The organism is Wenzhouxiangella psychrophila (assembly GCF_042310375.1).
In the GTDB taxonomy this organism is placed as follows: Bacteria; Pseudomonadota; Gammaproteobacteria; order Xanthomonadales; family Wenzhouxiangellaceae; genus Wenzhouxiangella.
Genome location: NZ_JBHJMQ010000018.1, coordinates 1 through 14,972 on the forward strand (window position 1 = coordinate 1; position 14,972 = coordinate 14,972).

The 14,972-nt window shown below is 59.4% G+C and carries 14 protein-coding genes; 12 read left to right on the forward strand and 2 right to left on the reverse strand.

Features of this window, described 5'->3' with window-relative positions:
- Positions 1-1,443 (forward strand): InlB B-repeat-containing protein (locus ACDC66_RS14940; protein ID WP_376697538.1); only part of this gene is annotated, 1,443 nt, incomplete at its 5' end.
- Positions 1,444-1,483: 40 nt separating this feature from the next.
- Here the strand turns inward: ACDC66_RS14940 and ACDC66_RS14945 are convergent.
- Positions 1,484-3,346, reverse strand: a complete 1,863-nt coding sequence (locus ACDC66_RS14945; protein WP_376697539.1) for a sensor domain-containing protein — start codon at positions 3,344-3,346, stop codon at positions 1,484-1,486.
- A 443-nt stretch (positions 3,347-3,789) separates the two neighbouring features.
- Here ACDC66_RS14945 and trpE point away from each other — a divergent pair, with 443 nt between their 5' ends.
- From trpE to ACDC66_RS14990, 9 genes are all read left to right on the forward strand, one after another.
- Positions 3,790-5,280 (forward strand): anthranilate synthase component I, encoded by a 1,491-nt coding sequence (trpE, locus tag ACDC66_RS14950; protein WP_376697540.1) that lies wholly within the window; start codon positions 3,790-3,792, stop codon positions 5,278-5,280.
- A complete protein-coding gene (locus tag ACDC66_RS14955) occupies positions 5,277-5,861 on the forward strand; it encodes an anthranilate synthase component II (protein WP_376697541.1) in 585 nt (194 codons plus the stop codon). Before trpE ends, ACDC66_RS14955 begins: the two co-directional genes overlap by 4 nt.
- A gap of 10 nt (positions 5,862-5,871) precedes the next feature.
- Positions 5,872-6,891 (forward strand): anthranilate phosphoribosyltransferase, encoded by a 1,020-nt coding sequence (gene trpD, locus ACDC66_RS14960; protein WP_376697542.1) that lies wholly within the window; start codon positions 5,872-5,874, stop codon positions 6,889-6,891.
- Positions 6,888-7,679 carry an indole-3-glycerol phosphate synthase TrpC gene (trpC, locus tag ACDC66_RS14965; RefSeq protein WP_376697543.1) on the forward strand — a complete coding sequence of 264 codons (792 nt, stop codon included), beginning with the start codon at positions 6,888-6,890 and terminating at the stop codon, positions 7,677-7,679. The genes trpD and trpC overlap by 4 nt, the downstream gene beginning before the upstream one ends.
- A gap of 392 nt (positions 7,680-8,071) precedes the next feature.
- Positions 8,072-8,260: a hypothetical protein gene (locus tag ACDC66_RS14970; protein WP_376697544.1), complete on the forward strand. Its 189-nt coding sequence runs from the start codon at positions 8,072-8,074 to the stop codon at positions 8,258-8,260.
- 46 nt (positions 8,261-8,306) lie between these two features.
- Positions 8,307-9,506, forward strand: a complete 1,200-nt coding sequence (locus tag ACDC66_RS14975; RefSeq protein ID WP_376697545.1) for a reverse transcriptase family protein — start codon at positions 8,307-8,309, stop codon at positions 9,504-9,506.
- Complete coding sequence (locus ACDC66_RS14980) at positions 9,506-9,721, forward strand: retron Se72 family effector protein (RefSeq protein WP_376697546.1); 216 nt, start codon at positions 9,506-9,508, stop codon at positions 9,719-9,721. The genes ACDC66_RS14975 and ACDC66_RS14980 overlap by 1 nt, the downstream gene beginning before the upstream one ends.
- Positions 9,722-10,607: 886 nt before the next feature.
- Positions 10,608-11,603, forward strand: a complete 996-nt coding sequence (locus ACDC66_RS14985; RefSeq protein ID WP_376697547.1) for a trypsin-like peptidase domain-containing protein — start codon at positions 10,608-10,610, stop codon at positions 11,601-11,603.
- 4 nt (positions 11,604-11,607) lie between these two features.
- Entirely contained in the window at positions 11,608-11,988 is a 381-nt protein-coding gene (locus ACDC66_RS14990) for a Pepco domain-containing protein (RefSeq protein WP_376697548.1), read from the forward strand.
- Positions 11,989-12,192: 204 nt separating this feature from the next.
- On the opposite strand, the gene ACDC66_RS14995 is transcribed toward ACDC66_RS14990, so the two are convergent.
- Positions 12,193-12,705 carry a hypothetical protein gene (locus ACDC66_RS14995; protein WP_376697549.1) on the reverse strand — a complete coding sequence of 171 codons (513 nt, stop codon included), beginning with the start codon at positions 12,703-12,705 and terminating at the stop codon, positions 12,193-12,195.
- 592 nt (positions 12,706-13,297) lie between these two features.
- Between ACDC66_RS14995 and ACDC66_RS15000 the strand changes: the two genes are divergently transcribed.
- Positions 13,298-13,579: a helix-turn-helix domain-containing protein gene (locus ACDC66_RS15000; protein ID WP_376697550.1), complete on the forward strand. Its 282-nt coding sequence runs from the start codon at positions 13,298-13,300 to the stop codon at positions 13,577-13,579.
- 337 nt (positions 13,580-13,916) lie between these two features.
- On the forward strand, positions 13,917-14,885 hold the full coding sequence (locus ACDC66_RS15005) for a DNA methyltransferase (RefSeq protein WP_376697551.1): 969 nt from the start codon (positions 13,917-13,919) through the stop codon (positions 14,883-14,885).
- Positions 14,886-14,972 lie beyond the last annotated feature (87 nt).

Consider the following 14,972-nt stretch of genomic DNA (forward strand, 5'->3'; position numbering starts at 1 on the left):
ACGGTTAGCGCCGCGGTGGGGTCGGGCAACGGCTCGATTGGTCCGGGCAGTCAGTCCGTCGACCACGACGGTACCGCCGGCGGCACGCTCAGCGCCGATACGGGCTGGTCGCTGGATACGCTTTCGGGTGATACCTGTTCGCCGGTCGACAACGGCGATGGCACCTGGTCGGCACCGAACATTACCGACGCCTGCGCGGTCACGGCGACGTTCGTGATCGACAGCTACACGGTTAGCGCCGCGGTGGGATCGGGCAACGGCTCGATTGATCCGGCCAGTCAGTCCGTCGACCACGACGGTACCGCCGGCGGCACGCTCAGCGCCGATGCGGGCTGGTCGTTGGACACGCTCTCGGGCGATACCTGTTCACCGGTCGACAACGGCGACGGCACCTGGTCAGCGCACAATATCACCGACGCCTGCGCGGTAACGGCGACGTTCGTGATCGACAGTTACACGGTCACCGGTGCGGTTGACACCGGCAACGGCAGCATCACACCGACCAGCCAGACGGTCGATCAAGACGATACCGCAACCTTGACGGTCACGCCGGACACTGGCTGGAGCATAGATTCGGTCAGCGGTTGCGGCGGCAGCCTCATCGGCGACACCTACACCACCGGCTCGATCACGGCAGATTGCACGGTCACCGCGGCCTTCGTGATCAACACCTACACGGTGACCTTCGTCGACCACGACAGCACCGTGCTCGACACGCAGACGGTGGATCACGGCAGTGACGCCACGGCTCCAACCGATCCCACGCGCGAGGGCTATACCTTCACCGGCTGGGATGTGCCGTTCGACAACGTTACCGAAGACCTGACGGTGACGGCCGAGTACGAGATCGACACCTACACGGTCACCTTCGTCGACCATGACACGTCGGTGTTGGACACGCAGACCGTGGAATACGGCAGTGACGCCACCGCCCCACCCGATCCCACACGAGGGGGCTATACCTTCACCGGCTGGGATGTGCCGTTCGACAACGTTACCGAAGACCTGACGGTGACGGCCGAGTACGAGATCGATAGCTATGCGGTGACATTCGTCGACCACGACAGCACCGTGCTCGACACGCAGACCGTGGAATACGGCAGTGACGCCACCGCCCCAACCGATCCCACACGAGAGGGCTATACCTTCACCGGCTGGGACGTGCCGTTCGACAATGTCACCGAAGACCTGACAATCACGGCCGAGTACGAGATCGACACCTACACAGTGACCTTCGTCGATCATGACGGATCGCAGTTGAAGGAGGAGGCGGTCGATCACGGCACCGCCGCTACGGCACCCGCCGATCCGACGCGCTCCGGCTATAGCTTCACTGGCTGGGATGTCTCCTTCGACAACGTCACCAGCGACATGACCGTGACGGCTCAGTACGAACTGGTGGACGGGGACATCTTCTCGGATCGATTCGAACCGGCAATCTGATTACCGTTTAAAGGGGCGCGGCCGGCATCGCGCCGCGCCCCTAATCCGTATCGAAACAGAACCGGTTTCGCCCCGCTGATTTGGCGGCGTATACCGCGCGGTCGGCTCGGCGCAGCACGCCTTCGGTATCGACGTTGCAGCCGGCGTCGCACAGGGTGACGCCCAGGCTCGACGAGACCCGGACGATGCCGGCATCGATGCGAATCGGTAGCCGCACCGACTCGAGGATGCGTTCGTACACGGCATCGTTCTGCGGCTCGCGAAGGATGATCAGGAATTCGTCGCCGCCGAGGCGACACACGCAGTCTTCGGAGCGCACCAGGTCCTGCAGCCGTTCGGCGACGGTCTTGAGCACATGGTCACCGGCGTCGTGGCCGTAGCGGTCGTTGACCGGTTTGAAGTCGTCGAGGTCCATCATGCACACGGCAAACCTCGTGCCCGAATGCCGCGCCAGATTGACGGCGCGCTGCAGCCGTTCGTCGGCCAGGCGGCGGTTGCCCAGGCCGGTCAGCGGGTCGTGATTGGCGATCTTGCCCAGGCGGCGCTCCTGGGCCTTGCGCAGGGTGATATCGGTCATTAGCGTCACGTAGTGCGACAGGCCACCGTCGCTGTCGCGAACGGCCGAGATCGACAGCTCCGCCGGAAAGGTCTCGCCGTCCTTCCTGCAGATGAACACTTCGCCGTGCCAGTGATCCCGGTCATTGAGGCCCAAGCGAATCTTGGCCGTCGTTCGTTCCCGGTCTTTCTCGGGCAGCAGCCTCTCGGGCGTTTCGCCGCGAATTTCCTTGCTGGCGTAGCCCGTCATCCGTTCGAACGCGCGGTTGACGTCGCGAAACGCCCACTCGATGTCGCTGATGATGATGCCTTCCTGGCTGGTCTCGAACACGCTGGCAGCGGTGCGAACACGCTCGAGCGCCCGCTGCAGTTCGGTGATGTCGCGGATGTGCCCGTGCCAGATGATGCTGCCGTCGGGCTGGCTGGCCGGCGTGGCATTGCCTTCCACCCAGCGAAGGCCGAACTCGGGATGGAAGACCCGGTAAGTCTGATGCCAGGTCTCGAGCTTCTCGGCTGACTGCTCGATCGAGCGCGAGACATCGGCCATGTCGTTGGGGTGAAGCACGTCGAAGGTGGCACCGGCATCCTCGACCACGTCTTCGGGGCCGCAGCCGTAGATGTCGCGCAGCCCTTTCGAGGCGAAGGGGAAATGCGAGCTCCCGTCGGGCCTCAGGCGGAACTGGTAGATCACCCCGGGCACGTTGCTCGACAGCTCGGTCAGGCGCCGCAGCCAGGCATCGCGCCGTTCCTGCGCGGAGCGGCGCGAGGTCACGTCCAGGTGCGTACCGAACATCCACTCGGGCTTGCCGTCCTTCGTGCGCGTCATGACCTGGCCGGTGTCCCGGACCCATACCCAGTGGCCCGCCTTGTGGCGCATCCGCACTTCCATTTCGTAGTGATCGGACTTGCCGGCAAAATGCCGCCGCAGGCGCTTGTGGCATTCGGCCTGGTCTTCGGGGTGGGCCAGTTTTTTCCAGGTGTCGATGGAGACCGGCTGGAGTTCCTCCAGGCCGTAGCCGAGCGGTTCGGCCCAGCGTTCGTCGTAGCGGGTCTCGCCGGTCTGGACATTCCATTCCCAGGCGCCCGCGCGCGAGCCCTGCAGGATGCGCGACAGGTGCCGGTTGCGCTCGCGGGACCGTCGTAGTTGCCGTAGCACGACCAGCAGCGCGATCAAAATCGCGGCCAGCAGGATTAGCGCGACGGAAGGCGCCGGGTAACCCCGCCAGTCGTCGAACCAGGCGATATTGGTGGCGGCCGCGGCGCCATCGGCGGGCACGAGCACGGCTGCCTGAACCGAAAGGATCAGGAGCGCGTATCGCAATCGCCACCGCGAGCGATGATCGTTCATGGCTGGATGCCCCCTCGACGGGTCGGCCAGCCGCCAACCCGCCAGTTGCGTGCCAACATCGAGCGTTTCCGCCCGAGGATTGCCCGATTGTAGGCTGTTTCGGCTCGCGACCCCCTTGATATACGGCAATTTTTTTGGTCACCAACCGCCTGAACCCTGAAACCGACGCAAAGCGTCGTCCCGGACCCCGATCCGACGCAAGGTGTCGTCCCGGACTCCGATCCGGGACCTCCCACATTTCGGAACCGACGCGAAGTGTCGTCCCGGACCCCGATCCGGGACCTCGCACATTCACGCCGGCACGGCCAATCTCACTTCCGCCCGAACCGTGCGAGGCCCCGGACAACCGCTTCGCGGTTTCCGGGGCGACATGGTGGCTGTTGATAGCCAGCCCCCACCCGGGCGCTTACAATACGTGGCTTGCTTGCAGCAACGGACGCCCGGTGGATTCTGCCCGCTTCGAACAACTCGCCCGCGAAGGCTACAACCGCATCCCGGTCTGGCGCTCGATTGCGGCCGACCTGGATACGCCGCTGTCGGTCTACCTGAAGCTGGCCGACGGGCCCAATGCCTTTTTGCTGGAATCGGTCGAAGGCGGCGAGAACTGGGGCCGCTATTCGATCATCGGCCTGCCGTGCCGCCGCGCCTGGCGCGCCACCGGCCGCACGCTGGAATCCCTGGAATACGGCCGCGTCATTGAACGCGCCGATGACGTCGACCCGCTCACCGAGATCGACGCCCTGGTCAATAGCCGCAAGGCCCCCGAGCTGGACGAACTGCCCGGCTTCGCCGGCGGCCTGGTCGGCTACTTCGGCTACGAGACCGTCGCCCACCTGGAGCCGAAGCTGGACTTCTCGGCCAAGCCCGACGAACTGGGCGTGCCCGAGATCCTGCTGCTGGAAGCCGACGAGCTGGCGGTGTTCGACAACCTGGCCGGCCGGCTCTACCTGATCGTCAACGCCGACCCGGAAGAACCCCGCGCCTGGGACAGCGCCCGCCGCCGCCTCGACCAGCTCACCCATCGCCTGCGCTGCGGCTCGCCGGGCTACCCGCCGCCGCTGGGCCTCGAAGCCCCGGGCGAGGACGACTTCCGCTTCGGCTTCGCCGAAAAGGATTTCAAGAACGCGGTCGCGCGCATCAAGCAATACATCCTCGACGGCGACACCATGCAGGTGGTGCTCTCCCAGCGCATGAGCGTAGACCTGGCCGCTCGCCCGCTCGACGTCTACCGGGCCTTGAGAAGCCTCAACCCCTCGCCCTACATGTACTTCTTCGATTTTCATGACGAGCGCGGCGACTTCCAGGTCGTCGGCTCCTCGCCGGAAGTGCTGGTGCGCGTGTCCGACCGCGAGGCCATGGTGCGGCCCATTGCGGGTACAAGGCCGCGCGGCAAGACGGCGGAAGAAGACCGCAAGCTCGAAGAAGAACTCAAGGCCGATCCCAAGGAACTGGCCGAGCACCTGATGCTGATTGATCTTGGCCGAAACGACATCGGCCGCATCGCGGCCACCGGCACGGTCGAGCTGACCGACCGCATGGTCATTGAGCGCTACTCGCACGTCATGCACCTGGTCTCGGAAGTCCACGGCCAGCTCGACACCGACATGAGCGCGATCGATGTGCTGCGCGCCACCTTCCCGGCCGGCACGCTCTCGGGCGCGCCGAAAGTGCGCGCGATGGAAATCCTCAACGAACTCGAGCCGGTGCGCCGCGGCGTCTACGCCGGCGCGGTCGGCCACCTGGACTGGCACGGCAACGCGGACCTGGCGATTGCCATCCGCACCGCGCTGGTCAAGGACCACACCCTGCACCTGCAGGCCGGCGCCGGCATCGTCGCCGACTCCGACCCGCAGGCCGAATGGGAAGAAACCATGAACAAGGGCCGCGCGCTGATCCGCGCGGTGGCCGAGGCCGGCGGAGGACTGCACCGATGAAGGTGCTGATGATCGACAACTACGACTCGTTCACCTACAACCTGGTGCAGTACCTGGGCGAGCTGGGCGCGGACGTGCACACCGTGCGCAACGACGCCATCGACATCGCCGGCATCCGCGAGATGAACCCGGACCGAATCGTGCTCTCGCCGGGCCCGTGCACGCCCAACGAGGCCGGCGTGTGCCTGGACGTGGTCAAGGAACTCGCCGGCGTGTACCCGATCCTGGGCGTGTGCCTGGGCCACCAGGCCATCGGCCAGGCCTTCGGCGGCGAGGTGGTGCGCGCAAGAGAGGTCATGCACGGCAAGGTCTCGCACATGCACCACACCGACCAGGGCGTGTTCACCGGCTTGGGCAATCCCTTCGAGGCAACGCGTTACCATTCGCTGATCGTCGCGCGAGAGTCCCTGCCGGACTGCCTGGAAGAGACCGCCTGGACCGAGCGGAAAGGCGAGCGCGACGAGATCATGGGCTTCAGGCACAAGGAACTGCCCGTCGAGGGCGTGCAGTTCCACCCCGAATCGATCCTCACGCGCCACGGCCACGAGCTGCTCAAGAACTTTCTGGACCAAAACCAATGAAGACAATTAAATGACCGCCATCAAGCAGGCCCTCAACGAACTGGCCGAAGGCCGCGACCTCGAAGGCGAGCTGATGCGATCGGCCATGCACGAGATCATGGCAGGCCAAGCCGACCCGGCCCAGGTCGGCGGCTTCCTGATGGCGCTGCGCGTCAAGGGCGAGACACCGGTCGAGATTGCCGCCGCCGCCGAGGTGATGCGCCAGGTCGCCCAACGCGTCGACATCGACCGCGAGGGCCTGACCGACATCGTCGGCACCGGCGGCGACGGCGCCTCGCTGTTCAACGTCTCCACCGCATCGGCCTTCGCCGCGGCCGCCGCCGGCGTGCGCGTGGCCAAGCACGGCAATCGCTCCGTCTCCAGCAAGTCGGGTGCCGCCGACGTGCTCGAAGCCGCCGGCTGCCGGCTCGACCTCACGCCCGAACAGGTTGCCATCCTCATCGACGAGCTGGGCGTGGGCTTCCTGTTCGCGCCGCAGCACCACACGGCCATGAAGCACGCCATCGGCCCGCGCAAGGCGCTGGGCTTGAGAACCCTGTTCAACCTGCTCGGCCCCCTGACCAACCCGGCCGCCGCGCCCAACCAGGTGCTGGGTGTGTATGCCCCGGAACTGGTCCTGCCCCTGGCCGAGGTGATGCACGCCCTGGGCAGCCGCCACGTGATCGTCGTCCACAGCCATGACGGCCTGGACGAAATCTCGATTGTCGAGCCCACCAAGGCCGCCGAACTGAAAGACGGCGAAATTCGCGAAATCGAAATCCAGCCCAACGACTACGGCATCAAGCACCACAGCCTGGCCGCCCTGCAGGTCGCAGATGCCAAGGAAAGCCTGTCCCTGGTCGAAGCCGCCCTGGGCGGCGAGCCGGGCCCGGCCGCCGACATGGTCGCGCTCAACGCCGGGGCGGCCATCTACGTCTCCGGCCGCGCCGAGAGCCTGGAAGAGGGCATCAAACAGGCCCAGGACATCCTGGCCACCGGCGTGGGCCTGGAACGCCTCAAGCAATACGCCAACCGGAGCTACGCCCTGTGAGCTCGGATATCCTCAAGTCCATCCTCGAAGCCAAGAAGCAGGAAGTCGAACGCCGCCGCTCCGACCGCCCGCTCGAAGAACTGAAAGCCATCGTCAAGGACCTGCCGCCGTGCCGCGACTTCGCCGGCGAACTCAAGACTCGCGCGGCCGCCACCCAGGACGCCGTCATCGCCGAGGTCAAGCGCGCCTCGCCCTCGGCCGGCATCATCCGCCCCGACTTCGACCCCGAAGCGATCGCCAAGAGCTACCAGGCCAGCGGGGCCACCTGCCTGTCGGTGCTCACCGACGAGGGCTTCTTCGGCGGCCAGTCCGCCTTCCTGGTCGAGGCAAGAGCCGCCTGCCGCCTGCCGGTGTTGAGAAAGGACTTCATCATCGACCCCTGGCAGGTCGTCGAGACCCGCGCCATCGGCGCCGACGCCCTACTGCTGATCGTCGCCGCGCTGAACGACGACCAGCTCGCCGAACTGTCCGAGCTGGGCAAGGAGCTGGGCCTGGCCGTGCTGGTGGAAGTGCATGATGAGGCCGAGATGGAGCGCGCACTCAAGGTGCCCGGGGACCTGGTGGGGATCAATAATCGGGATTTGCATCGGTTTGTCACCGACCTGGAGACTACGCTACGGTTGGCGCCGATGGTGCCGGGGGATCGGTTGGTGGTTTCGGAGAGTGGGATTCACACCCCGGAAGACATCAAGAAGCTCCAGGATGGAGGGATTGGGGCGTTTTTGATTGGGGAGGTGTTTATGAGAGAGAAAAACCCCGGTCAAGCGCTAGCGTCACTTGTAAGCTAGTGGCTGTCCAATTGCGGCTGCGAGCCTGATGCTGGACAAGGCGACTAATTCGCATGTTCAGGGTTACCAGCTAGACACGCTTGGAACTGTCTGGTAAATTAATTCTCGCAGGTGTATTTCGCCTGTTCGTTGTGCTCTTTTACAACATTAGTTGCAATTGCTCGAGGAAGCGACGCCTCATTCGTGAGGCGACCCCCTAGGGGTCATTACCGGGCCACATCGGGATCGAACGAAGTCCATGTCGCATGGATCATGTCGAACCGGCAGTTGTCTGGCGTAAAGACTAGGGACCTGCTTGCACTGGTCAAAAATGTCCTCGAACTCTGATTAATTTGGTCTGGCGCTAGATTGTGTCTAGCAATTCCCTTAACAAATTAAAAGGAGACTAATATATGAGTATTTTCATATTTGTTGTGACTAATGTTTCAGAGGGCAGCAGTGCTGCTGAGCGAGAGCGATGCAGGCTGGAAAAACGAGCCAGTGCAGGCAAGGATGAGTCATTGACCGGTCTTTCGGCTTTGGCTCGCCTGATTGCAAAGGAAATGAGGTTCTTGCTAATGCTGATCCTGCTTCTGATGTAATCGGTCCCTAGTTTTTTTGCAATATGTTTGTGTTGGCGGATCCCCAATGGCTTCATCGAAGGCATTCCTCAAACCGTATTACAGATACGATCCTATCGGCTCAAATGAAGCCCTAGCGCGAGTAATAGGCGTCCATCCAGGCCTTCTCGTAGATATCGCGCGTAAGTCCAATCACTCTTACACTAAATTTCAGATAGTCAGTAATAGCGGCAAGCTTCGCGACGTCTTTGAGCCAAAGTACTACCTGAAGGCTATTCAGAAACGCATAAACGCACATCTAATGGAAGGCGTCCAGTTTCCGCGCTATTTGATGGGCAGCATTAAGGATGTTCAGGCGCCCCGGGACTATGTATTAAATGCTACTCAACATGCAGGGTCTGCGACGCTGATTAAGGCAGACATAAGGAACTTCTACACTAATATCCGATCCCGAAGTGTGCTTAATGTATTTCGAAACTTTTTCCACTTTCCTGTCGATGTAGCAGAGCTCTTAACGGAGCTTACGACGCTGCATGATCGTGTTCCTCAGGGCGCATGCACTTCTTCATATTTGGCCAACTTGGTTTTCTTTAATGAGGAGTATTCTCTCGTATCGGACTTAAACTCCAGAGGTCTTTTGTATACGCGGCTCTTGGACGATATAACTATTTCGAGCTCCCGCCAACTGTGCAACCAGGATGCGACAGCCGCATTTACTAGAATTGCAGGCATGTGCAAGAAGCATGGCCTGCGGCTGAATAATAAGAAGAGTGCGGTGATCCATAACTCTGGTAAAGCAGCAGACTTTTCGGTTACCGGACTATGGGTTAAGCACCGAAAGGCCAAGATCCCGCGCAAAGAGCGCCGATATATTCGCCTCCTGGTCTATATATGCGAACAAGAGTTCAAAAAGGGGGCGGATACACAAGCATACTCTGATCTTTGGAATTCAGCATCTGGCAAAGTGGCGAAGTTGAAGAGGCTGAATCACGCCCAGGCATCTGCCTTGAGAAAGAGGTTGAGAGCCATTATGCCGGTCCTTAGTGTCGAGAATACTTCGAATCTTATTGGGGAAGTCGAATACCTGTGCGATGAACGATTTTCGTCAGGATCATATCGAATAGGACAGATTAACCGGATTAATAAAGCGCTATACCAACTTTCAATTCTAGGTAGAAGCAATCCGGGTCTCGCACAACGATTGCGGTCGAGGCTATACAATGCCAATGAGAACGTTCCAACTAAGCATGAATTTTGGAGGTCGTGATGACCGACGAAGAGCGAGAATTTGGGGTAGTTAAAGTGTTTGATGAACTTAAGGGCTTTGGCTTTGTGAGACGGAACAAGGGAAAAGATGTTTTCATCTTTTACGGGGATATTGACGGAGAGAATCGCATTTTAGGGGAGGGAGATTATGTCAGCTTCAATGTCGAAAAGACGCCCAAGGGCCCAAGGGGTAAGGCTATAAAAAAAGAGGGCTAACCGAATAGAGGAGCGATTCGCTGAAGATAAAGGGACCACTCGTCTAGAGATAATTCATGCAGTAGGGAAAGCCTATGAACGATTCACGCTTGGTTCTTATTTCGCTACTCCTTGGCATTATCGGTGGAATAGCTGGTGGCGCCGGATATCTAGCTGTCACATCGCCCAGTGGCCAGCAGGGTTGGAATCAGGTAGAGGAATGTGAGGCTCTGGCAAGAGAGCACGCAAGAGTCAAAAATGATGGCCTCGAGCACAAATTTGAGGAGGCCTATGCATACTGCCTCCAAGCCCACTTCCAACCAGCGAGATAATAACTATTAGGCAACCGCGCCAGCGCCATGCCCACAAGTCCAGGTGGAAACTAGGACATAGACGGATAACCAGGACACGCACGATTGTCCCGCCGAGCTCGGAGGGAATTGGTACCTGGAATCGGAACAACCTTGACTGGTAGGAAAGCTCCTACCAACGAACGCGGTATTCTCGTAAGTGCGCGTCGACCGCGGCGTAAAAAACCAGGACACCCACGATTCTTCAGAGTATTTTGACTCATGTCAGCGTTCAGAACGTCGGAAACCGCCTAGGACTGGGCTTGGGTTGCTAGGGAATGAGTTTTGCGCGGTGGTGTTGCTAGCAAATCAGCACACCTAAGATATTCGCGCTAAACAAAGCCAAAGTCACGACCTCTGCTAGGCCTTGAGATAAGCTCGCGCTTAATGGCATGATGGAGTTGCGGAAGGCTGGTGAGCATCCTGGTAATTTTGGTGATTATTGACTCGGTGGTCGAATGTTGGTCGTTTTTTGGTGCGAGCGGTCGATTGATTATGGATGCCATCTTATGGCTTCCGTGCCTATTTCTATAGCTTCGCAATGGGGGCAAACCTAGATGAGTCTTTCACTTGAGCTAATGAACAGCGTACTCCCGAGAGGTGTGCCGGCTTGGGAGCCAAGAAATCACGTTGAGGAACGTAGCATCGACAGGTTGAGGCGAATCGATGGGGGCGACGGGATTTTTAGTCGTTCCTATTATTGGCAGAAGCGACTTTCCTATCTTTTGCTTGAAGCAGATAGTTGGCTGTCAGACTCGCTGACAGCACTGGCGTATCCAGATATCTCGTTGGGTCTGTCGGTGGGTTTCGTTCCGGTCGATCGATCCTTTGCGTCGGAGGAGATTGTACAACAAGCAGCCCGAGGGACAAGGTACTTTTTTGGGGCCATTTTGTATGATCACCGGGCTAATGCTGATCCTTTTTTTAGTCGGGCGCTGAACCTTGGTACGATTGATGAGGCTTTCGAGGGTGTGCCCGCTGTGGGTGCGCCGGCCGTTGATATTCCCCACACCCCTGGTATTTCTGGGGCTTTAGGGACGTGTTGGGCCATTGAGAGAGGCGCCGACCGCGTTCCGGAGCACTTTATCACCGCAAAACATGCTGTTTCTGGTAAGGATAGGGGGCAGACCGTTGCGCTGAGCGGTGGAGGATACGGCTCATTGGTCGCCTATTGTGATGGCGCCGTAGACGCGGCGCTCATTAAGTCGTCACTTATCCCGCTTTCATATCGCCCTCTTCCGATTAATGCCGATCCAGTTATTGGCAGTGAAGTCGAGTTTGTTGACGCGAAGAGTCAGATTAAGGCCGGTAGGATTACGAATGTTTGGGTTTTTCCGGGGAACTCAGACGCATATGACGCCCACAGGATTCATTTTGACGTTGCTGGGTCGCATGGCGACAGCGGCGCCTTGGTCCGGGACGCGGCTAGTGGTCAGGCGGTTGGAATATATACGGGCTTAAAAAGAGTCGGGACCTTCAACTCGGGGATGGCGCAGGGCATCTGGCAGGCAACTGAACTTTTGGATGTAGACATTTACGATCTGGGTGTGTAGTGAGATGAGTGACAAGAAGGTATTCATAATTGAGGCGGCCTACCCAGCAGGTGAGTCTGGAATGAGCGCCAATGTTCCTGGCGAAGGGGGAGATTTGCATAGTGCATTTTCGGCCAGCAAAGCACTAAACAATGTTGGCAAGGAGGTTTCTGTTAGGAAGCTTACTGAGAGTTTTGAGAGCATTCGAAGCGCTCTTGACGGTCTTTTGGAAAAGGCAGAGCTGGCATCTAAAGAGTATTCGTTAGAAGAACTAGAAGTGTCTCTAGCTTTTTCGGCCGACGGTAGTATCGGGTTTGTCTCTGGCTCCGCTGAAGCCGGCATCGTTCTCAAATTTACGCGTAGCAAAAAGACGAAAAACCAGGACACCCACGAAATTTCTGGCTGAATGGCCAAAAACCAGGACGCCCACGATCTTCCTGGCTAAATCATCCTCTCCGTGAATTGCGGGACATCGGAATCTGCTGAGAATGAGCCCGAAGTGGACGCGACTTGGGGTGTCCACCGATGTGCCGGCCGTCTGGGGCCGATTTTGAGCACGGGCTGGGGTCCGGTCTATGCCGTTCAACCGGCAGCCCAGGTCAGGATGGGGTTACCAAGGTATTGGCTGTGCTCGTAGCTTCTTAAGCGCGAACTCTCCAGAAACGCCTTTCATCCATCGCTGACCCAGGTCGGCGGCCTTGAGCATGAGCGCCTCGCCTGAGCCAATCGCCCGGTAGTAGCGACTCTCGGTACCTTGAACGCGCCGCATCCACTCGCGGGGATGGTTGGCGACGCTCCATAGCCCCTCGGGCGGTGCTTCCTCGGCAGCGGAAAGCTTGCCGCGCTTTTTAGGGTGGGCCTGGAGGCCGGTCCAGCGGACCAGTTCGATGTAGCTGGATTCCGTGAGCTCGGCCAGGGCGTCAACATCCAGACCGGCAACAGGCTTGAGCGCCTGCTCCTGAGAAAAGCCGCCAATTGCCTTTTCAATTGCGGTTCGGGTCGATTCGATTCGGTATCGCAAGGAGGTATGTTCGGAGTCACGAAGCGTCTCGCACATGCCGGCACGGACCGGATTGAGATCCACGTAGGCCATGCAGGACAACACAGAATCCAGGACACCCACGATTCCTTCTCGGAAATCGGCGAGAATCCATATCGAGAGCCGGCATACCCATGATTTGTAGGAAATCTCCTACAATGGGGCGGGATTACCAAGGTATTGGCTGTTCTCGTAGCTTCTTGAGCGCGAATTCCCCGGAAACGCCTTTCATCCACGCATGACGGCATTCCGCACTCGCTTACTGCGCGTGTCGCGCAAACCGCAACTGCTCCATTGCCTATGCTGCTGGCCCAGGTCGGCGGTCTTCAGCATCAACGCCTCGGCGGAGCCGATTGCTCAGTAGTAGCGTCTTCCGGAATGGAAGAAGCCGGGCTCCGGGTTGTAAGAGTATTCCTACAGAAAAGCGGGACATCTCGTGACTCGCCTGGCGAAGGATCTGATGGCATGATCCCGGCGAGTCAGTGGCAGGATTGTCATTATGAACCAAAAATGGTACATTTCTTCCATAGCGTCTGAAGATGCACCTTGAGGTTGTCTTCTATCGGACTGCTGCCGGCAGGGAGCCGGTGCGGGAATGGCTCAAGAGCCTACCCAGGGAGGATCGCCGACGACATCGAACTGGCCCGTTCGCGCAAGGCGGAATTGGAGCACTGAAATGAATAAACATGTTGGAAGCCATCTTGACGATTTCCTCGAAGAGGAAGACCTGTTGGCCGAGGCCGAAGCTGCAGCCACCAAGCGGGTAATCGCCTGGCAGATCGAAAAAATGATGCGTAGCGAAGGCCTGAGAAAATCGGAAATGGCCCGGCGCATGGGCACGAGCCGATCGGCATTGGATCGGCTTCTCGATCCTTCCAACCCCTCTGTTACCCTCCTGACGCTCGAACGCGCAGCTCGGGCGTTGGGCAAGAAAGTGCGCGTGGAACTGGCCGCCTGATTAGGGAGCACCGGGAAATTGCTTCGATCCTGAAAGCCTGAACCGCCTCGGTTTTACCGGAGACTCCATCATTTGAGAGGATGGAGCCATGAACGAAAAGAAGAGATACGGCCCGGAAGTCCGGGAACGAGCCATTAGGATGCTGCGCGAGCAGCGCCATTCATTCAAGCATAAGAACTAGAAGTGATCTCAAAGTGTAGCGAGCGGGTGGCTGACAGTGGCCGCCGGAGGGTAGGCGGAAAGCCGCCTCCGGTGCGCTGCCTACGCTGCCGGACGCCGTCAGCCGAACGCGCAGTAATTTTGAGATGGTTCTAAACGGGGGCAAGGCATGTCGAGATTGACCGACCTGCTGCGACAGGTCGAAGGCAAGGATGAGCAGCTTGCCGGCGATTTGCGGCGGGAATTCGAGGTTTTGAGCAAGCGCCGGGCCTTCGGGCTGAATTTCGAGAGGCATATGCCGGAGACGGTGGAGCTGCCGGGGCGGCCGGTGCGGCGGGGCGACAAGGTGCGTTTTCTGCCGGAACGCGGCGCGGACGGCAAGGACCTGGACCGGGGATTGTGGACAGTGGCCAGGGTGCGGCGGGAGAAGAAAGCCCGCATCGCCGAACTGGTTCGCAAGGTTGGCGAAGACGATGAAACCGAAGCCGCCGAGCGCGACTGCGAGGATCTGGTCGTGGTCGCCGAATTCCGCGACCCGATCTACCCCGGCCTGAAATCGACCGGCACGATCGAGCGCGGTGGCGACAAGCCCTTCCACACCGTCATCAATTCCGAAAACTACCACGCCCTGCAGGCGCTGCTTTACACCCACGAGGGCAAGGTCGACGCGATCTATATCGACCCGCCCTACAACACCGGCGCCAAGGATTGGAAATACAACAACGACTACGTCGACGGCGAGGACGCCTACCGCCATTCCAAGTGGCTGGCGATGATGGAGCGGCGGCTGAAACTAGCCAAGCGGCTGCTGAAGGAGGATGGCATCATAATGGTAACCATAGATGAACACGAAGTTCATCGGCTTGGTGTTTTGATGAGTCAAATCTTCCCAGATTTCACGCAACAAATGGCAACTGTCGTCATTAATCCAAAAGGTGTTACGCAGGGATACTTATCAAGAGTCGAAGAATACATACAATTCGCATACTCCAAGTCTTCTGAAATATTCTTCGGATCAGATGACCTTTTGACTAACAGGGGCTCCGAAACGGGGGCTGATGGTATTTCCCGGCCAAGGTGGAAAGGACTACTTCGCTCCGGAGATGACGCGGCTCGTTCCGACAGAGAACAAATGTGCCTCTGTTGAATTTTGAGTGGGTATCATCGCTCCGGACCCCTGATTGGAGCCGGAGTGATGAGCGCCCAGATTTTCGAAGCCGCCCTTGGCCTGACG

Excerpts from the sequence above, each read along its gene's own strand:
- ACDC66_RS14945 (WP_376697539.1), bottom strand. The coding sequence starts at position 3,346 with ATGAACGATCATCGCTCGCGGTGGCGATTGCGATACGCGCTCCTGATC.
- ACDC66_RS14955 (WP_376697541.1), top strand. The coding sequence starts at position 5,277 with ATGAAGGTGCTGATGATCGACAACTACGACTCGTTCACCTACAACCTG.
- trpD (WP_376697542.1), top strand. The coding sequence starts at position 5,872 with ATGACCGCCATCAAGCAGGCCCTCAACGAACTGGCCGAAGGCCGCGAC.
- ACDC66_RS14970 (WP_376697544.1), top strand. The coding sequence starts at position 8,072 with ATGAGTATTTTCATATTTGTTGTGACTAATGTTTCAGAGGGCAGCAGT.
- ACDC66_RS14975 (WP_376697545.1), top strand. The coding sequence starts at position 8,307 with ATGGCTTCATCGAAGGCATTCCTCAAACCGTATTACAGATACGATCCT.
- ACDC66_RS14980 (WP_376697546.1), top strand. The coding sequence starts at position 9,506 with ATGACCGACGAAGAGCGAGAATTTGGGGTAGTTAAAGTGTTTGATGAA.
- ACDC66_RS14985 (WP_376697547.1), top strand. The coding sequence starts at position 10,608 with ATGAGTCTTTCACTTGAGCTAATGAACAGCGTACTCCCGAGAGGTGTG.
- ACDC66_RS14990 (WP_376697548.1), top strand. The coding sequence starts at position 11,608 with ATGAGTGACAAGAAGGTATTCATAATTGAGGCGGCCTACCCAGCAGGT.
- ACDC66_RS15000 (WP_376697550.1), top strand. The coding sequence starts at position 13,298 with ATGAATAAACATGTTGGAAGCCATCTTGACGATTTCCTCGAAGAGGAA.